This window comes from Pseudomonas sp. NPDC089407 (assembly GCF_044900445.1).
In the GTDB taxonomy this organism is placed as follows: Bacteria; Pseudomonadota; Gammaproteobacteria; order Pseudomonadales; family Pseudomonadaceae; genus Aquipseudomonas.
On record NZ_JBJDNB010000031.1, the window covers coordinates 21,019 to 40,632 of the forward strand.

The following is a 19,614-nucleotide window of genomic DNA, read 5'->3' on the forward strand; positions in this document are numbered from 1 at the left end:
CTCACGCTCTCCCGAACAGGCCATAGGGGCGGACCAGGATCACCGCGGCCATGGCGCCGTAGATCATCAGGCTGGCGCCTTGTGGCCAGAGGCTGGTCATCATGCTTTGCACCACCCCCACCAGCAGGCCGCCGACCAGTGCGCCGCCGAACGAGCCCATGCCACCGATCACCACCACCACGAAGGCGATGCCGAGGATTTCCGGGCCGACGAACGGCTGGGCGCCCCGTAGCGGCGCGAACAGCACACCGGCCACGCCAGCCAGGCCTACGCCCAGGGCGAAGGTCAGGGAGAACAGGCGGAAGATATTGGTACCCAGCAGCGACACGGTTTCGGTGCTCTCGCTGCCGGCCCGTACCAGCGCGCCGAAGCGGGTGCGCTCCAGCAGCAGCCACAGGCCAAGGCCGATCAGCGCGGCGAAACCGATCAGGAACAGCCGGTAGTAGGGGTAGATGAAGTCACCGACGATCAGCACCCCGCGCAGCTCCGGCGGTACGGCAATGCTCTTGCCCACCGGGCCCCAGATCAGCACCGAGGCTTCCTGGATGATCAATGCGATGCCAAGGGTGACGAGGATCTGGAAGGTATGCGGCAGGTGGTAGATGCGCTTGATCAACAAGCGCTCGACCGCCCAGGCCAGTGCAGCCACCACCAGCGGTGCAATCAGCAGCGCCAGCCAGAAGTTGCCGGTGAGGGCCACGGCGGTGTAGCACAGGTAGGCGCCCAGCAAAAAGAACGCGCCGTGGGCGAAGTTGACGAAGTTCAGCAGGCCGAAAATGATCGTCAGGCCCACGGCGATGAGGAAGTAGATCATCCCCAGGCCCAGGCCGTTGAGCAGTTGGAACAGGTACAAATCGAGCATGAGCGTGCCCTCGACAGCGCGCGGCGCGGCTGCCTGTACGAGTGTGTGTGACTAACGCCGCGGCTTCAGGCCAGGGCGCAACCGGTGTGGTCGACCTCGACGAACGAGCGGCCCGAGCTGATGATTTCGGCCAGGTCGTCTTCGTCGCGCATCTGCCCCTGGGGCTTGCCACGCAGCAGGTAGTAGTCCTTGAGCACCTGGTGGTCGCCCGGGCGGATCAGCTCTTCACCAGTCGGGCCTTGGAAGCGCATGCCCTGCAACGCCGCAGACACGGCGGCGCCGTCCAGGCTGCCTGCCTTGACGATGGCTTCGAGCATGACCTTGGTGCCGATGTAGTCGGCGGCCAGCGGGTAGTTGGGGTTGATGCCATAAGCCTTGCGGGTGGCAGCCACCAGTTGCTTGTTCAGCGGGGTATCGACCTGGTGCCAGTACTGCGCGCCCAGGTACACGCCTTCGAGCACATCGCTGCCCAGCTCCTGGAACTGGTCGAGGCCGGCTGACCACACCATCAGCACTTTCATACGGTCCTTGATGCCGAAGTTGACCGCCTGGCGTAGGGCGTTGGAGGCCTGGCTGCCGAAGTTGAGCAGCACCAGCACGTCGGGTTTGGCGGCAATGGCGTTGGTCAGGTAGCCCGAGAACTCCTGCTCCTGCAACGAGTGGTAACTGTTGCCGATGTGTTCCACCCCCAGCTCGGCGAACACCTTGCGCGCATTATCCAGCAAGGCATCACCGAACACGTATTGTGGGGTGATGGTGTACCAGCGTTTGGCTTGCGGCAGCTGGCGGATCATCGGCACCAGGGTTTCGCGGATGGCGCCATAGGTGGGCACGGACCAGCGGAAAGTCGAAGCGTTGCAGTCTTTACCGGTGATCTCGTCAGCGCCGACCGGGGTCATGAACACGCCGCCGGCCTTGTGGATTTCCTTCGACACCGCCAGCGCCGAGGACGACAGGGTGCAACCCTGGAAGAAGCGTGCGCCATCCTGGCCGATGGCTTCCTGCACCTTGCGCACCGCCTTGCCGGCGTTGCCTTCGGTGTCGATGACCTTGTACTTCAGTGGCTGGCCAAGCAGCTGCGGGTACTCGGCGATGGCCAGGCGCGAGCCCATGTCGGCGTACTTGCCGTAGCTGGCGAAGGCGCCCGACATGGACTTGAGCCCATAGAAGGTCAGCGGTTGGTCGGCGAATGCCCGGTGCGCTCCCAGCGGGAGGCTACCTAAGGCACCCAGGGCAAGGCCTGCCTTGAGCAGGGTACGTCTTTGCATGAGTAACTCCTTGGTTGTGGTTATTAGGCAGGAGTGGCAATGACAAAGCGGGTACGGCCGGGCCTGTGTGCAGGCCTCTTTCCAGGCGCATCAGTGGTGGTGGTTGAACTCCAGCAGGAAGTTGCGGGCAACCTCGCCTTCCAGCGCGGTCATGTGGTGTTCGGCGTCGCACATGTGCTCGTGCATCAGCCGGCGTACGGCGGGCTCGTCGCTGGCGCGCAGCGCGCTCAGCAGCTGTTTGTGGTAGTCGATGTTGGCCGCGGCGAACTGCTGGCGCTTGGGCAGGTAGGCCTTTTTCAGCACCACCAGGTCGCGCAGCAGGTCGTTGAGGAACACCGCCATGAAGCGCAACAACGGGTTGGGGCAGCGGTCGGCCAGCAGGGTATGGAACTCCAGCTCGGCCAGGCGCTGCTCGCGCTGGCCTTCTTCGCTGTCTTCCGGCGCGCTGCAGAAGTCGATGTTGGCTTGCAGTGCGGCGTAGTCGGCGTCGCTCAGCTTGCCCATGACCGACACCGCCAGCTCGACCTCGATGACTTTACGCAGCTGGTACACCTGCTCGCCGTCCAGGTGCTGGAAGTGCAGGTAATTGCGCAGCGCACGGCTGGCCGGCTCGGTGCCGACTTCATTGAGGTAGGCGCCGCCGGTCGGGCCGGTGCGGGTGCTGACCAGGCCCTCGACCTCTAGTGCCTTGAGCGCTTCGCGGGCGGTGCCCTTGGAGCATTCGAAGTGTTCCATGAGCTCGCGTTCGGTGGGCAGCCGGTCGCCAGGGTGCAGCGCCTCGGTGACGATCGAGCGCTTGACCGATTCGACGATCACATCCGATAGCTTCTGGCGCTTGCGTTTGGGTTTGAGCATTTCGCTATTTTTCATATTTATGCGGATAAATAGGATTTAGCGAATTTTGCCTGGGTGGGTCAATGCTGGAAGCGGGGGAGGGGTCGTAAATGGTGCAAAAGGGTCGGGGAGGGATATGTGATGTTGGTTTCGCTGGCCCCATCGCCGGCAAGCCAGCTCCCACAGGTACTGCAGAAGGCTCAAGGCCTGCGGGGTACCTGTGGGAGCTGGCTTGCCGGCGATGGGGTTCAAGAGGTGTTGGACTTAGCCCTGGCGGCCGGGGCCTTGCTGCAGGTGGGCCTGGCTGCAATACCGCTCTTTGCCCTGCTGAAGCGCGCGGTCGTTGGGCAGGTGCACGCCGCAATGGGCGCAGCGCACCATTTGCAGCGGTGCGTCGAGCTTCGCCTCGGGGTGCGACTGTTGGCTGGCTTTGAACTTGCGCCACAGCCAGAACGCGGCGGCGATCAGGGCGATCCAGAAAAGTAGGCGAACCATGGTGTCCAGCTTGTCGGTTGAAGAAGCCGATAGTCTAGGACGCGGCCAATAAAAAAGGGAGGCCCAAGGCCTCCCTTTCATGGATCGCTGCGGATCAGTCGAACATGCCAAAGGTCATATAGCTGAACCAGGAGCGGTCCTTCTCGGCTTCTTTCGGACCTTCCGGCACGATCGGGTCGCCGTTCTCGTCTTTGGGCAGCAGTTCTTGCGGCATTTCGTCACGCGCGTCCTGGAACTGCTTGACCACGTCCTGGTTGGCGCGGGTTTCACCCGGCGGCAGCGGGGTGTCGGTCTCGATCAGGCCCAGGGTGGCCTTGGACAGCCAGCCGCGGCCATCGGACTCGGTCTGCTTGGGCTGGAACTCGCCATCGGCCAGGCTTGGGTGGTCCGGGTAGTTGAGTTTGAGGGTTTCCAGGCTGCTGGCAGCCAGTTCGTCCAGGTGCATCTTCTGGTACGACTCGACCATCACCGCCAGGCCGTCGCCGACCGATGGGGTTTCCTGGAAGTTCTCTACCACGTAGCGGCCACGGTTGGCAGCAGCCACATAAGCCTGGCGGCTCAGGTAGTAGTCGGCCACGTGGATTTCGTACGAGGCCAGCAGGTTGCGCAGGTAGATCATGCGCTGCTTGGCGTCGGGTGCGTAGCGGCTGGTGGGGAAGCGGCTGGTCAGCTGGGCGAACTCGTTGTACGAGTCGCGGGCGGCACCCGGGTCACGTTTGGTCATGTCCAGCGGCAGGAAGCGCGCCAGCAGGCCACGGTCCTGGTCGAACGAGGTCAGGCCCTTGAGGTAGTAGGCGTAGTCAACGTTCGGGTGCTGCGGGTGCAGACGGATGAAGCGCTCGGCAGCCGACTTGGCAGCCTCAGGCTCGGAGTTCTTGTAGTTGGCGTAGATCAGCTCGAGCTGCGCCTGGTCGGCATAGCGGCCGAACGGGTAGCGTGACTCCAGGGCCTTGAGCTTGTTCACGGCGCTGGTATAGCTGGAATTGTCCAGGTCAGCCTGAGCCTGCTGATACAGTTCGGCCTCGCTGAGGTTCTCGTCAATGACTTCCTTATTGGAGGAACAGGCCGCGGTGAGCCCAAGGATGGCGATCAGCAGCAGGTGTTTCACTTGCATGGCGGCTTGCGTCCCTTTGACGGCCGCTGTTTTGGGCGGTGCCGTCCTGTTATGATGAGCGCCCCGGCCAAGCCCGGGACAAAAGAAGCCGTATTTAACCACAAGCTCGCAGCCGAAACCAAAGGCTGTGCGCCCGCCGAATCGAGCATGTCCGAGATCATTCAACTTAGCGCAGAGGTACCGTCCGAACTGGGCGGCCAACGCCTCGACCAGGTCGCCGCCCAATTGTTCGCCGAGTATTCGCGTTCGCGGCTTACTTCGTGGATCAAAGAGGGCCGCCTGACGGTCGATGGTGCCGTCGTGCGCCCTCGTGACCCTGTCCATGGTGGCTCGCAGCTTATCCTGGAGGCCGAACAAGAGGCCCAGGGTGAGTGGATTGCCGAAGATATCGAGCTGGATATCGTCTACGAAGACGATCACATTCTGGTGATCAACAAGCCTGCCGGGCTGGTTGTGCACCCGGCCGCCGGGCATGCCAGTGGCACCTTGCTGAATGCGCTGCTGCACCACGTGCCAGACATCGTCAACGTACCGCGCGCCGGTATCGTGCACCGCCTGGACAAGGACACCACCGGCCTGATGGTGGTGGCCAAGACCCTGCAGGCGCAGACCAAGCTGGTCGAGCAGATGCAGGCGCGCAAGGTCAGCCGGATTTATGAGTGCATCGTGATCGGCGTGGTCACCGCGGGCGGCAAGATCGACGCCCCGATCGGCCGCCACGGCGGCATGCGCCAGCGCATGGCGGTAACCGACGGCGGCAAGCCGGCGGTCAGCCACTACCGTGTGCTCAAGCGCTTCCGTTCGCACACCCACGTGCGGGTCAAGCTGGAAACCGGCCGGACCCACCAGATTCGCGTGCACATGGCCCACGTTGGTTTCCCGCTGGTCGGCGACCAGACGTACGGCGGGCGCTTCCGCATTCCGCCGGCTGCCAGCCCTACCATGGTCGAGGCGGTGAAAACCTTCCCGCGTCAGGCCCTGCATGCGCGTTTCCTGGCCTTGGCTCACCCGATTACCGGTGAAATCATGAAGTGGGAATCGCCACTGCCTGATGACTTCGTCTGGTTGCTGTCGCTGCTCAACCAGGACCGCGAGAGCTTTATCGGATGAGTGGCCTGACACAGTCGCTGCTGCTCCCCGACTGGCCGGCCCCGGCCTCGGTACGCGCCTGTGTCACCACCCGTCAGGGCGGCGTCAGCTTGCCGCCCTACGAAACCTTCAATCTGGGTGACCATGTAGGGGATGACCCTGCGGCGGTCGCCGAGAACCGTCGCCGCCTGAGCGACGAATTCGCCATTCAGCCTGCCTGGCTCAAGCAGGTACACGGGCTGGTGGTGGCGGAGGCCGACCCGGCCGTGGTGGCCGAGGCCGACGCCAGCTGGACTGCCCAGCCGGGTATTGCCTGTACCGTGATGACTGCCGATTGCCTGCCTGCGCTGTTCTGCGACCGCGCGGGTACTCGTGTGGCTGCGGCGCATGCGGGCTGGCGCGGGCTGGCCGGCGGCGTGCTGGAAGCTACATTGGACCAACTGGCGCTGGCGCCGGAAGAGGTGCTGGTGTGGCTGGGGCCGGCGATTGGCCCCAAGGCATTCGAAGTCGGGCTGGAAGTGCGGGATGCCTTTACTGCTGTACATCCTGAAGCGGCGCGGGCCTTTGTCGACGGCGAGCGGCCGGGCAAGCTGATGGCTGACATCTACGAGCTTGCGCGTATCCGCCTGGCGGCGCGTGGGGTGACGGCCGTTTATGGCGGTGGTTTCTGTACGGTCAGCGATGAGCGGTTCTTCTCCTATCGGCGTACGCCGCAGGGTGGGCGGTTTGCTTCGCTGGTGTGGCTGGAGTCGCGTTAGCCTGCACTGGCCCTTTCGCGGGTGAACCCGCTCCTACAAGGGAACGCGAAACCTGTAGGAGCGGGTTCACCCGTGAATGCCCCAGCACTAATCCAACAGGTTGACCCCGGTCAGCCCCGCTACGCTTGAATCTTCCAGAATCAGCCTTATCTATAAGGTCATCTCAGGCAGGTTTCTTCATAAACAGGCGCTGTCCATCGCTCCGACCTGCCCTTTAAAGGAAGGTACACCATGCGAATAGACCGTTTGACCAGCAAGCTGCAATTAGCAATATCCGATGCCCAGTCCCTGGCCGTTGGCATGGACCACCCAGCCATCGAGCCCGTGCACCTGATGCAGGCACTGCTTGAACAGCAGGGCGGTTCGATCAAGCCGCTGCTGATGCAGGTAGGCTTCGACATCAACAGCCTGCGCCAGGCGCTGGTGAAAGAACTCGATCAGTTGCCGAAAATCCAGAACCCCACCGGTGACGTGAACATGTCGCAGGACCTTGCACGCCTGCTCAACCAGGCCGACCGCCTGGCCCAGCAGAAGGGCGACCAGTTCATTTCCAGCGAACTGGTAGTGCTGGCCGCCATGGACGAGAACAGCAAGCTCGGCAAGTTGCTGTTGAGCCAGGGCGTGACCAAAAAGGCCCTGGAAAACGCCATCAACAACCTGCGCGGTGGCGCGGCAGTGAATGACCCCAACGCCGAGGAGTCGCGCCAGGCCCTGGACAAGTACACCGTCGACCTGACCAAGCGTGCCGAAGAGGGCAAGCTGGACCCGGTGATCGGCCGTGACGACGAGATTCGCCGCACCGTGCAGGTGCTGCAACGCCGTACCAAGAACAACCCGGTGCTGATCGGTGAGCCTGGCGTGGGTAAAACCGCCATCGCCGAAGGCCTGGCCCAGCGCATCATCAACGGCGAAGTGCCCGATGGCCTGAAAGGCAAGCGCCTGCTGGCGCTGGACATGGGCGCGCTGATTGCCGGTGCCAAGTACCGTGGCGAGTTCGAAGAGCGGCTGAAAAGCCTGCTGAACGAGTTGTCCAAGCAGGAAGGCCAGATCATCCTGTTCATCGACGAACTGCACACCATGGTCGGCGCCGGTAAAGGCGAAGGCGCCATGGACGCCGGCAACATGCTCAAGCCGGCCCTGGCCCGTGGTGAGTTGCACTGTGTGGGTGCTACCACGCTGAACGAGTACCGCCAGTTCATCGAGAAGGACGCCGCGCTGGAGCGCCGCTTCCAGAAGGTGCTGGTGGAGGAGCCGAGCGAGGAAGACACCATCGCCATCCTGCGTGGCCTGAAAGAGCGCTATGAAGTGCACCACAAGGTGGCCATCACTGACGGTGCCATCATTGCTGCGGCCAAGCTCAGCCACCGCTACATCACCGACCGCCAGCTGCCGGACAAGGCCATCGACCTGATCGACGAAGCGGCCAGCCGCATTCGTATGGAGATCGACTCCAAGCCGGAAGTGCTCGACCGCCTTGATCGCCGCCTGATCCAGCTGAAAGTGGAATCGCAGGCGCTGAAGAAGGAAGAAGACGAAGCGGCGAAAAAACGCCTGGAGAAGCTGACCGAGGAAATTGAGCGGCTGGAGCGTGAGTATTCCGACCTGGAAGAAATCTGGGCGTCGGAGAAGGCCGAAGTGCAGGGCTCGGCGCAGATCCAGCAAAAGATCGAGCAGGCCCGCCAGGAGCTGGAAACCGCCCGTCGCAAAGGCGACCTCAGCCGCATGGCCGAGCTGCAGTACGGGGTAATCCCGGACCTGGAGCGCAGCCTGCAGATGGTCGACCAGCACGGCAAGACCGAGAACCAGTTGCTGCGCAACAAGGTGACCGAGGAAGAAATTGCCGAAGTGGTGTCGAAGTGGACCGGTATTCCGGTGGCCAAGATGCTGGAAGGTGAGCGCGAAAAACTGCTGAAGATGGAAGAGCTGCTGCACCAGCGGGTGATCGGCCAGGGCGAGGCAGTCACTGCCGTAGCCAACGCCGTACGCCGTTCGCGTGCCGGGCTGTCCGACCCGAACCGGCCAAGTGGTTCGTTCCTGTTCCTTGGCCCGACCGGTGTGGGCAAGACCGAGCTGTGCAAGGCGCTGGCCGAGTTCCTGTTCGACACCGAAGAGGCAATGGTGCGCATCGACATGTCCGAGTTCATGGAGAAACACTCCGTGGCTCGCCTGATCGGTGCACCACCAGGCTACGTAGGTTATGAAGAGGGCGGTTACCTGACCGAGGCCGTACGGCGCAAGCCTTACTCGGTGGTGCTGCTGGACGAGGTGGAGAAAGCCCACCCGGATGTGTTCAACGTGCTGCTGCAGGTGCTGGAAGACGGCCGCCTGACGGATAGCCACGGGCGCACCGTGGACTTCCGCAACACGGTGATCGTGATGACCTCCAACCTGGGCTCGGCCCAGATCCAGGAACTGGTGGGTGACCGCGAGGCACAGCGTGCGGCGGTGATGGATGCCGTGGGTGCGCACTTCCGTCCGGAGTTCATCAACCGTATCGACGAAGTGGTGGTGTTCGAGCCACTGGGCCGCGAGCAGATTGCCGGCATTACCGAAATCCAGCTGGGCCGCCTGCGCAGCCGCTTGCTGGAGCGCGAACTGTCGCTGAGCCTGAGCCCGGAGGCGTTGGACAAGCTGATTGCCGTGGGTTACGACCCGGTGTACGGCGCACGGCCGCTGAAGCGGGCGATCCAGCGCTGGATCGAAAACCCGCTGGCGCAACTGATCCTGGCCGGCAAGTTTGTGCCAGGTTCGGCGATCACCGCCAAGGTGGAAGGCGACGAAATCATCTTTGGCTGATTGTGTTGCACCATGAGCCCCGCGATTGCGGGGCTTTTTTTGCACATCTCGATGCCAGTGCCCTACCTGTGGGAGCGGGTTCATCGGGGCGCCGAACCGCCGCGAAGAGGCCGGCACAGCCCAGCAATTTCGGGCCTTTGCAGGCCATCTTGATAACCCGCTGAAATTTTTGAAATTTTTGCTTGCATCAAAAAACGAGTCCCCCTAATATACGCCGCGTTGTCAGGCACTAAGCGAATCACCAGCAACAACGGTGACCGCAAAACAACTTACAAATCAGTAAGTTGAATGAAAAAAAGTGGTTGACAAGCAAAACGAAGAATGTAGAATAGCCGGCCTCAGCAGCGACAAAGCGAAAGCAGAGAAGCTGAAGAGTCCGAAGCGAACACAGTCTTCGGAGTAGTAAATCGGAAAGTAGTACCGAAGTTCAGTTCCGCGATAGCTCAGTCGGTAGAGCAAATGACTGTTAATCATTGGGTCCCTGGTTCGAGTCCAGGTCGCGGAGCCATCTCGGGGTGTAGCGCAGTCCGGTAGCGCGCCTGCTTTGGGAGCAGGATGTCAGGAGTTCGAATCCCCTCACCCCGACCATTTTCCGGGTCGTTAGCTCAGTTGGTAGAGCAGTTGGCTTTTAACCAATTGGTCGTAGGTTCGAATCCTACACGACCCACCATGTAAAGAAGGGCATCTCAAAGAGATGCCCTTTTTTTTGAAGCACCACGGGGTGTAGCGCAGTCCGGTAGCGCGCCTGCTTTGGGAGCAGGATGTCAGGAGTTCGAATCCCCTCACCCCGACCATTTTTGGGTCGTTAGCTCAGTTGGTAGAGCAGTTGGCTTTTAACCAATTGGTCGTAGGTTCGAATCCTACACGACCCACCATGAACAAAGGGCATCTCGCATGAGATGCCCTTTTTCTTTGCCTCGGGAAAATGCACCCCTCAGTGCAGGTGCTTCTTGTCTCTCTTTGCCACACCTTCCCTTTGTAGGAGCGGGTTCACCCGCGAATGCGGTAGTGCAGCCACCATCGCATTCGCGGGTAAACCCGCTCCTACAAGGATATGCAAAGGCCTTAAGCCTCGTGCAGTCCCTGTGGGAGCTGGCTTGCCGGCGATGAGGCCAGTACAGGCAACCTCTAGTGTATGCCTGTCAGTGCAACTTCAGGCGCGGCTCAGTACCCCGGCCAATCTTGCTGCCCAGCATCATCAACGCCGTGCGGAAGAACCCATAAAGCGCCATCTGGTGCATACGGTACAGCGACACATAGAACATCCGCGCCAGCCAGCCTTCCAGCTTCACGCTGCCCATCAGGTTACCCATCAGGTTGCCCACCGCCGAGAAGCGCGACAGCGACACCAGCGAGCCGTAATCCTTGTACGCGTAGGTCGGCAGCGCCTTGTTCTCCAGCCGCGCCTTCAAGCTCTGCGCCAGCATCGAAGCCTGCTGGTGCGCAGCCTGCGCACGTGGCGGCACGTTGCGGTCGCTGCCCGGTTGCGGGCACGCGGCGCAGTCACCAAAGGCGAAAATGTTGTCATCGCGGGTAGTCTGCAGTGTAGGGCGCACCACCAGCTGGTTGATGCGGTTGGTTTCCAGCCCATCGATGTCTTTCAGGAAGCCTGGCGCACGGATACCGGCCGCCCACACCTTCAGGCTGGCCTGGATCACTTCACCGTCCTTGGTTTTCAGGCCATCTTCGGTCACTTCACTGACGGCCGCGTTGGTCAGCACCTTCACGCCGAGTTTTTCCAGGGTCTTGTGCACCGGCACGCTGATGCGCTCCGGCAGCGCCGGCAGTACCCGCGGGCCTGCCTCGATGATGGTGATGTGCATGTCCTTGGGCTGGATGCGGTCCAGGCCATAGGCCGCCAGCTCGTGGGCCGCGTGGTGCAGCTCGGCTGCCAGCTCTACACCGGTGGCACCGGCACCCACAATGGCCACGCTGATCTGCTCGCTGGCCACATCGCCGGCGTGGGCACGCAGGTAGTGGTTGAGCAGTTGCTGGTGGAAGCGCTCGGCCTGCTTGCGGGTGTCCAGGAACAGGCAGTGCTGCGCCGCGCCCAGGGTGCCGAAGTCGTTGGTGTTGGAGCCCACGGCGATCACCAGGGTGTCATAAGCCAAGGTGCGCGCAGGCAGCAGCTCGCGGCCCTCTTCGTCGAGGGTGGCGGCCAGCTGGATCTGCTTGCCTTCACGGTCCAGGCCGCTCATGCGCCCCAGCTGGAAGTTGAAGTGGTTCCACTTGGCCTGGGCCACGTAGTTCAGTTCGTCTTCCGAGGAGTTCAGCGAGCCGGCGGCCACTTCGTGCAGCAGCGGCTTCCAGATGTGCGTGAGGTTGGCGTCGACCAGGGTGATTTCGGCCTGCTTGCGCTTGCCCAGGCTTTTACCCAGGCGGGTCGCCAGTTCCAGGCCGCCGGCGCCGCCGCCGACAATCACGATGCGATGAGTCATGGGAATATCTCATAAGGTTTACGGAATTCGTGCCCCGATGGGGCTGCCGCAAACTGCACGAGGGGAGGGCGAGCGCGAAGCAGCTCATAGCACCAGTCCACTCAGCAGGCGGCTGACGAGACCCAACCCGATGGTCACGGCCACCACCAGCACAAGGAGCAGCCAGGGCCGGAAAGGCCGACGCTCGACTTGGTGCTGGGGGGCGCGCAGATACTCATCGACACGACGCTGATCTTCCGGGTTCAGGCGGCTAGTCATGGTGGGCCTCGTCAGGTAGACGTTTGTGATTGCACGAAGGCTACAGCGTTCGCGCAAGCGCTTGAAACAAATGATAAGGCTTTCTATCCCTGGCGCCGAGTGTACGCCATCGCAAACATTCGCTGCACTGGATCAAAGACTGATGCCCACGTCGAACACGATGCTGCGGCCCAGGTTGCTGCGCAGGAAGTCCGGCGCATCGGGGTGGGCGAACAGCACCCGGGCAAAGGTCGGCCCCACCAGCGACAGCGAGCGCCAGCCCTGGCGCAGGTATTCGGTGGGCGGCGGGAAGTGGGTATTGAGGTCGAGCACTTCGCGCTTGAGGCTGGAGAAGGCGATGATGTCCAGCTCGTTCAGCTCCAGGCCGCGCTCGCGGTAGTTGTGCGCTTTCTTGCGCAAGGTCGGCGCCAGGCGCCCGAGCAGTTCGGTGGCACTGATGCGCCGCGGGCGCGCTTCGCGGCGCACCAGTTGCGCCAGGGAAAACGCACTGCGCCGGCGCTGCAGCTCTTCGCGCCATTCGTCATTGAGCCGGCGGCCCTCGTCGAGCACGAAGAACACCTCGAACGCTGCGTCGCGGAACAGCACATCAGGCGGTTCCTGCCCGGCCGGGGTGAAGTCCTCGCTGCGGTAGGGAATGTTCAGCCCCTGCAACAGGCGCTGGCACACCCACCGCTCCCGCTCCCACTTGCGGGCGTTGGAGAGGAAGGCATTGGCTTGTTCCGCCTGGATGGTAAGCAGGCGCAGGTAGTCTGAGTCATCCATGCAGACAAGCTTAGCCGGTAATCGATGACGGTAAGATGCTGTTTGTGCGTGGGAATCAGCCCAACCTTCAACAGACCCCCGCGCAGCAGCCTGATGAAGCGGAGAATGGGTGTAGACTCGGGTTTATCCACATGGCTGCAAGGGGCATTGTTCAGGTGATCAGCGCGCAGGTGTTGTCCGGCACCACCCTTACCCTTGGCTGGCTGGGTTACGTGCCGTTGCTGGTCTGGGCGGTCAGCCGGGTTCGCTGGGTTGAACTGTTCACTGATCGGCGCCGCCAGCATTTGCTGTTTGGCACGGTGTTTTGCCTGTTTGCGTTGTGGCTGGTGAGGCGCGATTTCGATACCGGGGTTTCGTACCACTTTATTGGCATGACGGCGGTAACCCTGCTGCTGGACTGGCCGCTGGCGGTATTGGGTGGGTTCATGGCCCAGCTTGGTTTGCTGGCGCTGGGGCGCCAGGACCTGGCGGCGCTGGGGGTGAATGGCTTGTTGCTGGTGGGCCTGCCGGTGTTGATTACCGAGGTGTGCGCGATAGCGGTCGAGCGTGCACAGCCGCAGAACCTGTTCGTGTATATCTTCTGCTCGGGGTTCTTTCCTGCCGCGCTGACCGTGCTTGTTTGCGTGCCTGCGGCGCTGGGTGTGTTGTGGCTGGATGGGCGGTTTGCCATGCCGGAGTGGCTTAGCGACTTTGTGGGTTACCTGTGGCTGATGATGTTCCCCGAGGCGTTCATCAACGGCATGGTAATCAGCGCGCTGGTGGTGTTTTGCCCGGAGTGGCTGGAAACCTTCAACCGTACGCGGTATTTGCAGGCGCCCTGGAAGGAGGATGAGCGGTAACCTGCCACAGGTCTTGCACCGACCTTGAACGATGCAAGGGACCCTGTAGGAGCGGCCTTGCGTCGCGAAAGGGCTGCGCAGCAGCCCCGGCGACCTCTGCATTTACGCCAAAAACCGGGGCCGCTTTGCGGCCCATCGCGACGCAAGGCCGCTCCTACAGGTACAGCGCCAGCCTTGAATCTTGTGCAGGACATTGTGGGAGCGGGCGAGCCCGCGAGGAGGCCGGCACCGCCACCTATATCATCAGCTCAATGCCGCGGCTCCAGATCCCCCGAATACAGCTCATCCTCGGACTCTTCCGACCCCGGTATCTTGTGGTCTTCAGCCGCCCAGGCACCCAGGTCGATCAGCTTGCACCGATCCGAACAAAACGGCCGGAACGCGCTTTTTTCGTTCCATTCCACAGGTGCGCCGCAGGTCGGGCAATCGACGGTCAATGGCTGGCTCATGGCTGGCCTCCTTTCAAAGTCAGGTAAAAGTGGTGCAGGCGGTCAATCTGCTCATGCAGCGCGGCCAGATCGCCGTCATTGACCACCACATCATGGGCATGGCGCAGGCGTTCCTCACGGCCCAGCTGGGCCTGCAGAATCGCCTGCACCTGCTCGGCACTGGTGTTGTCCCGCGCCAGGGTACGCGCTATCTGCAGTTCCTGCGGCACATCGATCACCAGCACACGCTGGGTCTTATGGTATTGCCCCGACTCGATCAGCAGTGGCGACACATATACGGCATACGGCGACTCGGCCTTGGCCAGGTAGCTGAAAATTTCCTGCCCGATCAGCGGGTGCAACAGCTGCTCCAGCCATTTGCGCTGCGCCGGGTCGGCGAAGATCAGCCGGCGCAGTGCCGCCCGATCAAGCTGGCCGTCCGCCTGCAGCACACCCGCGCCAAAGCGCTCGACGATGCTGGCCAGGGCCGGGCGACCAGGTTCGACAACCCAGCGCGCTGCCTGGTCGGCATCGACCAGGTGCACGCCAAGCTCGACGAAGCGCTCGGCAGCGGCGCTCTTGCCGCTACCAATGCCGCCGGTCAGGCCGAGAATCCAAGGGGTAAAGGCCGCAATGGTCATCAGTATCCAAGCAGTTGCATGTATGAGGCGTATATTTCATCACCCCAGAGCACGGCAATCCACCCCGCAATCGCCAGATAAGGGCCAAACGGCATGGCCGTGCCCAGGGCATGCCGGCGCAAACGCAGCAGGCACAGGCCCACCAGCGCCCCGACCACCGACGACAACAGCAGCGTCAGCGGCAACACCTGCCAGCCACCCCAGGCACCGATCAGCGCCATCAGCTTGAAATCGCCATAGCCCATGCCTTCCTTGCCCGTGACCAGCTTGAACACCCAGTACACCGACCACAGGCTGAGGTATCCGGCCACCGCGCCCCACAGCGCGTCGCTAAGCGGCACATAGAGGCCAAAGGCATTGACGATCAGCCCCAGCCACAGCATCGGCAGCACCAGCACATCCGGCAACAGCTGGTGATCGGCATCGATAAGGCTCAGCGCCAGAAGACACCAGGTCAGCGGCAAGGCCAGCAACGCCTCGGCCGAAGCGCCAAACCGCCAGGCCACCAGCAGCGACAGCAGTGCGCTGGCCACTTCCACCACCGGGTAGCGCGGGCTGATGCGGGTTTTGCAGGCTGAACAGCGCCCACGCAACGCCAGGTAGCTGATGACCGGGATGTTCTCCCACGCGCGTATCTGGTGCGCGCAATGCGGGCAGCGCGAGGCGGGCAGGCACAGGTCGAACCGCTCGTGCAGCGTAGTCGGCAGCCCCAGTACCTCCTGCGCCTCACGCTGCCACTGCCGCTCCAGCATGATCGGCAAGCGATACACCAGCACATTGAGAAAACTGCCCACCAGCAAGCCAAGCAGCGTGGCCAGGGTGAAGAAGTACGCCGGCTGCTCAGCCAGGAAAGTCCATAAAGTCATGTTCAGATCAAACTACCCAACTGGAAGATCGGCAGGTACATCGCCACCACCAGGCCACCGACCAGCAGGCCCAGGACCAGCACGATGGCCGGCTCCAGCAGGCTGGTCAACTGGTCTAGCGCCTGGCTGACCTGTTCCTCGTAATGGCTGGCGGCTTTCTCCAGCATTTGGTCCAGCGTGCCACTGGATTCACCAATGGCCGTCAGCTGCACCAGCAACGGCGGAAACAGCGGTTCAGCCGCCATCACCTGGTTCAGCCCCTGCCCATTGGCCATCCCCTGACGCAGCCGCAACACCGCCTGCTCATGCAAATCGCCCCCCGTTACCCGCGCCACCGTACCCAACGCATCCAGCAACGGCACCCCGGCGCCATAAGACGTCGCCAGGCTACGCGCAAACCGCGCCAGCGCCGCCTGCCCCAGCAACTGGCCGAACACCGGCAAGCCCAGCAGCCGTTGAGATATCCACAGGCGCGCTGGCGCATGCTGCCGGTACAGCTGGCGCACGGCAAAACCTAGCACCACACCCATTACCAGCAACAGCGGTGCAAACCGACTCAACCCTGTGGACAAGTCGATCACCCACTGCGTAAAGGCCGGCAGCTCTGCGCCCATACCAGAAAACATGCCCTCGAACTTCGGAATCACCTCCAGCAACAAGATCGCCGACACCCCCAGCCCGGTCAGCAACAGCAGCAGCGGGTAGACCATCGCCTTGCGCACCTTCTTGTACAGCGCCCGCCGCTGTTCCAGCATGCCCGCCAGCTGCTCCAGCTGCCGGTCGAGCGTGCCGGACTGCTCACCCACCCGCACCAGGTTGCAATACAGCGCATCGAACCACGCCGGGTACCGCTGCAACGCATCCGCCAGCCCCAGCCCTGAAGCTACATCCTGTTTCAATCTATCCAGCAACGCTGCCAGCGCCGCATCACAGCCACTGCGCCCCATCACCTCGAACGCCTGCAACAGCGGCACCCCGGCCTTGAGCAAGGTCGCCAACTGCCGGCTGAACCCCGCGGGGTCGGCCTTCTCCCGCCGCGTGGGCAAACTGAACGCCAGCCCGCCGGCCGGCCGCAAGCTGGCCACGGTAATGCCCTGGCGAATCAGCCCGGCACGCACATAGGCCGGGCTGCGCCCAGGCGTTTGGCCGCTGACCGGCGCGCCGTTGGCGTCGGTGCCGTGCCAGCTGTAAAGCGGTGTGGATGTACTCATGCAAAGGTCCTTGTTCTGCCCCTGCGACAAGCCTGGAAACAGCTTGCCGCGTCCATGAAAGGGCGCGCGTCCATGATGCTCACTAGAGTAGTTCAGCGAAGATGACGCCCAAGCGGGCAGGGGTGACAAAAGGTGTCTGTTCAGGCCTACTGCGCCGCTGCCGCTTGGGGCGCGACCGACCTCAATGCGTAAGCGAACACACAAGGGAAATACGTTCATGAAAGGGCAACGCGGTATCACCCTGATCGAACTGATGATCGTCATCGCGATCATCGGCATTCTGACCACCATCGCCTTACCGATGTACACCAACCACCAGGCGCGCGCGAAGGCTGCGGCCGGGTTGCTGGAGATCAGCGCGCTGAAGACGGCCATGGATCTGAGGTTGAATGATGGCAAGGATGTGGCTGGTGCGGCTGAGTTGGGTGGCCAGCCGACAACGGCGAACTGTGCGATCACGGCCAGCGGCAAGGCGGCGGATGGCAGCGGCAGCATTACTTGCACGCTGGTGGATGCGCCGGCCAATGTGCTGGGCAAGGCACTGTCTTTGACCCGTTCTGCCACTGGGTGGGCGTGCACCACCGACATCGAGGAAGACCTGGCGCCAAAGGGCTGCAAGGGGGCTTGAGGGTAGGGCAATAAAGTAGTGGAAACAGGGGTTTGCGTAACGGGTGCGAGCAATGGTACGTTGCGCTACACGCCGGTGTAGCTCAGTCGGTAGAGCAGCGCACTCGTAACGCGAAGGTCGCAGGTTCGATTCCTGTCTCCGGCACCATAATACGTTCCGCGATGACCTGTCATCTTCCGGAAACCCCAATAAAACCGCCAGCTTGGCGGTTTTATTTTGCCCGTAGCTTTGCGCTTTCTTTCGCGGGCATGAGCTGAAAGAGTTACTGGTGGCGCTGCGCGACTTCAAGTGCGCTGAGTACGCCCGCAGCGCGGTGAAGCTGCTACTGTTGACCGGCGTGCTTACGATCGAGCCGCGCAGCGCGACTTTTGACCAGTTCGACTTCGTGGAGGGGGTGTGGACGATTCCGCCCGGGATCGTGAAGCAGTTGCAGCGACGGGTTAGGACGAAAAGCGGGAGATTCCACCGTACTTGGTACCGCTTTCGCGGCAGGCGATGGAAGAGGCGAAGCACGCTCACTAGATCACCGGGCGCTATCGCGGGCCGAAACGAACCGCGCAAGCCTATAAGCGATGGCTCGGTGAATAATCTGTTGAAACGCATGGGATATGCGCCCGAATCAACAAGCAGGAGCACACATGGCTAAAGAGAGAAGTACACCATCGGACGCGTTTGAACCGTTTATCTACATTTTGAACATCATTTTCTGGGGGCCGATTCTTTACACGGTGTTCGTGCCCTGGTTGAGCTTTGCGGTCATCAAAATTTGGCCGGCGCCGATCCTTGCGGGGTACTTCAACGCGATGGCATCCACTGGCTGGTTGGTGGTGTCTGTGCTGGTTGTCGTAGGGGGCTTATCCTATCTTGGCTTGTCATCTTATCGTTACGCCCAAAAGAAACTCGCCTACGACGCGGAGAAGGCAGCTCGGAGCCAAGCCTACGAGGCGGACAAAGCAGCTCGGAGCCAAGCAGTAAAGCCCGAAAGGTGAAAGCTTAACACCGCTCAGGCGCTGCCCGCGCTCACGGCCAACCAACTGACTTATCAGACCCAAAACCTGGCGGAGCAAGGGATGCTGTTGCCGGTCAGCCCAGGCACCAGGCAATACACCTTTGGCTTCTCCAACAACTACCTTGTGCGTGGGGTCATCAAGGCGTTGAGAGAGCAGGGGTTCATTCCAGAACCACTCGACAGGCCGTGAAAAGGAAGGCTCAGGTCCGGACGTTTTACTTCGTGAGCTACTGACAGCACGCCACTCAGTCTCGAATGCCACCAATATGCTCGAATGTTCCACCTCGGCATTTGTGGCAGCGAAACGACATAGTCGTGCTTTCCCACGTTTTTCCTACATTATGCGTGTCTTTTTCCTACAAAGTTTGAACTTGCACTGTCTACAAATGTGAGGCTAAATTTCCCAGTCGCGGAAAATTCCGTGACCGGGCGTAGGAACCCGTTGGTAAACTTGGCGCACGCACTAGGCGCCCCTGCACCACAGCTGGCGCTTTTTTTTGTGCCAGCCGTGCTGTGTCATGGCGGCTGTGTGTGGGCAGGCTTCGGCCTGGCCGGGTTTCCAAGTTTCCCGGTATTCCTACCCCACACACGGCTGCCACCCAATCCCGTAGGAAGGATCGTGGTAGCTCCAGCCAAAACTTGGAGCCTCATGCATGCTTATCTCAAGTCCGAGCAGGATCCGCGCATTCGTTCCCCTCCGTCGTTTCTCGATGGTTCCCACTGACTTCACCATCAGCCAGGCCCGCAATTCCTCTGTCCGAACGGAGGTGCGCCATGTCTGACCAAGAACGCCTATCCACCATCCAAAGCTACGCCTGGACCCTCGAACTGCTAGGCGAGGCCTTGGTCCAGCACGATGAAATGCTGGAATGCGAACACAACCCGATTGAGCTTTCGCAATACGGCCGGAATTCATCAGGCGATTCGGATTATTAGCCGGTTAGCCAGTGAGCAGTGCGGGAAAGTCATGGAGCGGAACGGTCACGAGTTGGAGTGGTAGGCGAGATCGTTGATGGAAAGGGCCAGATATTGGAGTTGCGGCTGGCCCGTTCCTGTTGAGGGCCGCTAGCGGGTTATTCCTTCGGGTTCGGGGTAGGGGGCTGCTTCGCAGCCCATCGCAGGCAAGCCAGCTCCCACACTGACCGCGTCGGTCCTGACGTGTGTGCGTTACCTGTGCCAGGTCGTTTTCCTACGAAGTGCGCAGTCCTTTCGTATTCTGAGAAATTTGCGAAAATAGCTACCCAGGAATAAAGTCCCTCCGTCGCCGAAGCATTGGTGATGCGACCTTGGCCGGTCGGAATCGAAAGGTGCATCAGCG

18 protein-coding genes, 6 tRNA genes and 2 pseudogenes are annotated in these 19,614 nt (G+C 61.8%); 14 read left to right on the forward strand and 12 right to left on the reverse strand.

The window, feature by feature from the left end:
* Position 1 precedes the first annotated feature (1 nt).
* The 5 genes from ACI2KG_RS21715 to ACI2KG_RS21735 all read right to left on the reverse strand — a co-directional run bounded on the left by ACI2KG_RS21715 (position 2) and on the right by ACI2KG_RS21735 (position 4,573).
* Positions 2-862 (reverse strand): branched-chain amino acid ABC transporter permease, encoded by an 861-nt coding sequence (locus ACI2KG_RS21715; protein WP_404663245.1) that lies wholly within the window; start codon positions 860-862, stop codon positions 2-4.
* Positions 863-927: 65 nt separating this feature from the next.
* Positions 928-2,130, reverse strand: coding sequence for an ABC transporter substrate-binding protein (locus ACI2KG_RS21720; protein WP_110747695.1), 1,203 nt, complete (start codon positions 2,128-2,130; stop codon positions 928-930).
* Between the two features lie 90 nt (positions 2,131-2,220).
* Complete coding sequence (locus ACI2KG_RS21725) at positions 2,221-2,985, reverse strand: FadR/GntR family transcriptional regulator (protein WP_404663246.1); 765 nt, start codon at positions 2,983-2,985, stop codon at positions 2,221-2,223.
* Positions 2,986-3,228: 243 nt separating this feature from the next.
* Entirely contained in the window at positions 3,229-3,459 is a 231-nt protein-coding gene (locus ACI2KG_RS21730) for a PP0621 family protein (RefSeq protein WP_404663247.1), read from the reverse strand.
* Between the two features lie 94 nt (positions 3,460-3,553).
* On the reverse strand, positions 3,554-4,573 hold the full coding sequence (locus ACI2KG_RS21735) for an outer membrane protein assembly factor BamD (RefSeq protein ID WP_201206528.1): 1,020 nt from the start codon (positions 4,571-4,573) through the stop codon (positions 3,554-3,556).
* A 147-nt stretch (positions 4,574-4,720) separates the two neighbouring features.
* On the opposite strand from ACI2KG_RS21735, the gene rluD reads away from it, so the two are divergent.
* The 8 genes from rluD (at position 4,721) to ACI2KG_RS21775 (ending at position 10,091) form a co-directional block, all read left to right on the forward strand.
* Positions 4,721-5,683: a 23S rRNA pseudouridine(1911/1915/1917) synthase RluD gene (rluD, locus tag ACI2KG_RS21740; RefSeq protein WP_400619344.1), complete on the forward strand. Its 963-nt coding sequence runs from the start codon at positions 4,721-4,723 to the stop codon at positions 5,681-5,683.
* On the forward strand, positions 5,680-6,420 hold the full coding sequence (gene pgeF, locus ACI2KG_RS21745) for a peptidoglycan editing factor PgeF (RefSeq protein WP_404663248.1): 741 nt from the start codon (positions 5,680-5,682) through the stop codon (positions 6,418-6,420). Before rluD ends, pgeF begins: the two co-directional genes overlap by 4 nt.
* 231 nt (positions 6,421-6,651) lie before the next feature.
* Positions 6,652-9,216: an ATP-dependent chaperone ClpB gene (gene clpB / locus ACI2KG_RS21750; protein ID WP_404663249.1), complete on the forward strand. Its 2,565-nt coding sequence runs from the start codon at positions 6,652-6,654 to the stop codon at positions 9,214-9,216.
* 432 nt (positions 9,217-9,648) lie between these two features.
* Positions 9,649-9,724: transfer RNA gene (locus ACI2KG_RS21755), tRNA-Asn, on the forward strand.
* Positions 9,725-9,727: 3 nt separating this feature from the next.
* Positions 9,728-9,804, forward strand: a tRNA-Pro gene (locus tag ACI2KG_RS21760).
* 6 nt (positions 9,805-9,810) lie between these two features.
* Positions 9,811-9,886, forward strand: a tRNA-Lys gene (locus ACI2KG_RS21765).
* A gap of 47 nt (positions 9,887-9,933) precedes the next feature.
* Positions 9,934-10,010 (forward strand) — tRNA-Pro (locus ACI2KG_RS21770).
* Between the two features lie 5 nt (positions 10,011-10,015).
* Positions 10,016-10,091 (forward strand) — tRNA-Lys (locus tag ACI2KG_RS21775).
* Between the two features lie 267 nt (positions 10,092-10,358).
* Here ACI2KG_RS21775 and ACI2KG_RS21780 read toward each other — a convergent pair.
* The 3 genes from ACI2KG_RS21780 to ACI2KG_RS21790 all read right to left on the reverse strand — a co-directional run bounded on the left by ACI2KG_RS21780 (position 10,359) and on the right by ACI2KG_RS21790 (position 12,674).
* Positions 10,359-11,654, reverse strand: coding sequence for an NAD(P)/FAD-dependent oxidoreductase (locus ACI2KG_RS21780; protein ID WP_404663250.1), 1,296 nt, complete (start codon positions 11,652-11,654; stop codon positions 10,359-10,361).
* An 84-nt stretch (positions 11,655-11,738) separates the two neighbouring features.
* Positions 11,739-11,912: a DUF3094 family protein gene (locus ACI2KG_RS21785; RefSeq protein ID WP_033744188.1), complete on the reverse strand. Its 174-nt coding sequence runs from the start codon at positions 11,910-11,912 to the stop codon at positions 11,739-11,741.
* A 132-nt stretch (positions 11,913-12,044) separates the two neighbouring features.
* Positions 12,045-12,674: a DUF1780 domain-containing protein gene (locus ACI2KG_RS21790; RefSeq protein ID WP_201207926.1), complete on the reverse strand. Its 630-nt coding sequence runs from the start codon at positions 12,672-12,674 to the stop codon at positions 12,045-12,047.
* A 131-nt stretch (positions 12,675-12,805) separates the two neighbouring features.
* On the opposite strand from ACI2KG_RS21790, the gene ACI2KG_RS21795 reads away from it, so the two are divergent.
* On the forward strand, positions 12,806-13,513 hold the full coding sequence (locus ACI2KG_RS21795) for an energy-coupling factor ABC transporter permease (RefSeq protein ID WP_404663251.1): 708 nt from the start codon (positions 12,806-12,808) through the stop codon (positions 13,511-13,513).
* A gap of 248 nt (positions 13,514-13,761) precedes the next feature.
* Here the strand turns inward: ACI2KG_RS21795 and yacG are convergent, their stop codons facing one another.
* Genes yacG through ACI2KG_RS21815 form a run of 4 tightly spaced genes read right to left on the reverse strand, consistent with a single transcriptional unit; the run spans position 13,762 to position 16,659 of the window.
* Positions 13,762-13,962 carry a DNA gyrase inhibitor YacG gene (gene yacG / locus ACI2KG_RS21800; protein WP_201205810.1) on the reverse strand — a complete coding sequence of 67 codons (201 nt, stop codon included), beginning with the start codon at positions 13,960-13,962 and terminating at the stop codon, positions 13,762-13,764.
* Positions 13,959-14,582 (reverse strand): dephospho-CoA kinase, encoded by a 624-nt coding sequence (gene coaE, locus ACI2KG_RS21805; protein ID WP_404663252.1) that lies wholly within the window; start codon positions 14,580-14,582, stop codon positions 13,959-13,961. Before coaE ends, yacG begins: the two co-directional genes overlap by 4 nt.
* Positions 14,582-15,448: a prepilin peptidase gene (locus ACI2KG_RS21810; RefSeq protein WP_404663253.1), complete on the reverse strand. Its 867-nt coding sequence runs from the start codon at positions 15,446-15,448 to the stop codon at positions 14,582-14,584. Before ACI2KG_RS21810 ends, coaE begins: the two co-directional genes overlap by 1 nt.
* Before the next feature lie 2 nt (positions 15,449-15,450).
* Complete coding sequence (locus ACI2KG_RS21815; RefSeq protein WP_404663254.1) at positions 15,451-16,659, reverse strand: type II secretion system F family protein; 1,209 nt, start codon at positions 16,657-16,659, stop codon at positions 15,451-15,453.
* 217 nt (positions 16,660-16,876) lie between these two features.
* On the opposite strand from ACI2KG_RS21815, the gene ACI2KG_RS21820 reads away from it, so the two are divergent.
* The 5 genes and pseudogenes from ACI2KG_RS21820 to ACI2KG_RS21840 all read left to right on the forward strand — a co-directional run bounded on the left by ACI2KG_RS21820 (position 16,877) and on the right by ACI2KG_RS21840 (position 19,296).
* Entirely contained in the window at positions 16,877-17,287 is a 411-nt protein-coding gene (locus ACI2KG_RS21820) for a pilin (protein WP_404663255.1), read from the forward strand.
* A gap of 71 nt (positions 17,288-17,358) precedes the next feature.
* Positions 17,359-17,434: transfer RNA gene (locus ACI2KG_RS21825), tRNA-Thr, on the forward strand.
* Positions 17,435-17,925: 491 nt separating this feature from the next.
* Positions 17,926-18,276 (forward strand): hypothetical protein, encoded by a 351-nt coding sequence (locus ACI2KG_RS21830; RefSeq protein WP_404663256.1) that lies wholly within the window; start codon positions 17,926-17,928, stop codon positions 18,274-18,276.
* Between the two features lie 12 nt (positions 18,277-18,288).
* Positions 18,289-18,486: pseudogene (locus ACI2KG_RS21835) on the forward strand (Fic family protein); the annotation flags it as partial.
* A gap of 584 nt (positions 18,487-19,070) precedes the next feature.
* Positions 19,071-19,296, forward strand: a pseudogene (locus ACI2KG_RS21840) (hypothetical protein).
* The last annotated feature ends 318 nt before the right edge of the window (positions 19,297-19,614 follow it).

Coding starts and splice junctions, on each gene's coding strand:
- ACI2KG_RS21715 (WP_404663245.1), bottom strand. CDS start 862: ATGCTCGATTTGTACCTGTTCCAACTGCTCAACGGCCTGGGCCTGGGG.
- ACI2KG_RS21720 (WP_110747695.1), bottom strand. CDS start 2,130: ATGCAAAGACGTACCCTGCTCAAGGCAGGCCTTGCCCTGGGTGCCTTA.
- ACI2KG_RS21725 (WP_404663246.1), bottom strand. CDS start 2,985: ATGCTCAAACCCAAACGCAAGCGCCAGAAGCTATCGGATGTGATCGTC.
- ACI2KG_RS21730 (WP_404663247.1), bottom strand. CDS start 3,459: ATGGTTCGCCTACTTTTCTGGATCGCCCTGATCGCCGCCGCGTTCTGG.
- ACI2KG_RS21735 (WP_201206528.1), bottom strand. CDS start 4,573: ATGCAAGTGAAACACCTGCTGCTGATCGCCATCCTTGGGCTCACCGCG.
- rluD (WP_400619344.1), top strand. CDS start 4,721: ATGTCCGAGATCATTCAACTTAGCGCAGAGGTACCGTCCGAACTGGGC.
- pgeF (WP_404663248.1), top strand. CDS start 5,680: ATGAGTGGCCTGACACAGTCGCTGCTGCTCCCCGACTGGCCGGCCCCG.
- clpB (WP_404663249.1), top strand. CDS start 6,652: ATGCGAATAGACCGTTTGACCAGCAAGCTGCAATTAGCAATATCCGAT.
- ACI2KG_RS21780 (WP_404663250.1), bottom strand. CDS start 11,654: ATGACTCATCGCATCGTGATTGTCGGCGGCGGCGCCGGCGGCCTGGAA.
- ACI2KG_RS21785 (WP_033744188.1), bottom strand. CDS start 11,912: ATGACTAGCCGCCTGAACCCGGAAGATCAGCGTCGTGTCGATGAGTAT.
- ACI2KG_RS21790 (WP_201207926.1), bottom strand. CDS start 12,674: ATGGATGACTCAGACTACCTGCGCCTGCTTACCATCCAGGCGGAACAA.
- ACI2KG_RS21795 (WP_404663251.1), top strand. CDS start 12,806: ATGGCTGCAAGGGGCATTGTTCAGGTGATCAGCGCGCAGGTGTTGTCC.
- yacG (WP_201205810.1), bottom strand. CDS start 13,962: ATGAGCCAGCCATTGACCGTCGATTGCCCGACCTGCGGCGCACCTGTG.
- coaE (WP_404663252.1), bottom strand. CDS start 14,582: ATGACCATTGCGGCCTTTACCCCTTGGATTCTCGGCCTGACCGGCGGC.
- ACI2KG_RS21810 (WP_404663253.1), bottom strand. CDS start 15,448: ATGACTTTATGGACTTTCCTGGCTGAGCAGCCGGCGTACTTCTTCACC.
- ACI2KG_RS21815 (WP_404663254.1), bottom strand. CDS start 16,659: ATGAGTACATCCACACCGCTTTACAGCTGGCACGGCACCGACGCCAAC.
- ACI2KG_RS21820 (WP_404663255.1), top strand. CDS start 16,877: ATGAAAGGGCAACGCGGTATCACCCTGATCGAACTGATGATCGTCATC.
- ACI2KG_RS21830 (WP_404663256.1), top strand. CDS start 17,926: ATGGCTAAAGAGAGAAGTACACCATCGGACGCGTTTGAACCGTTTATC.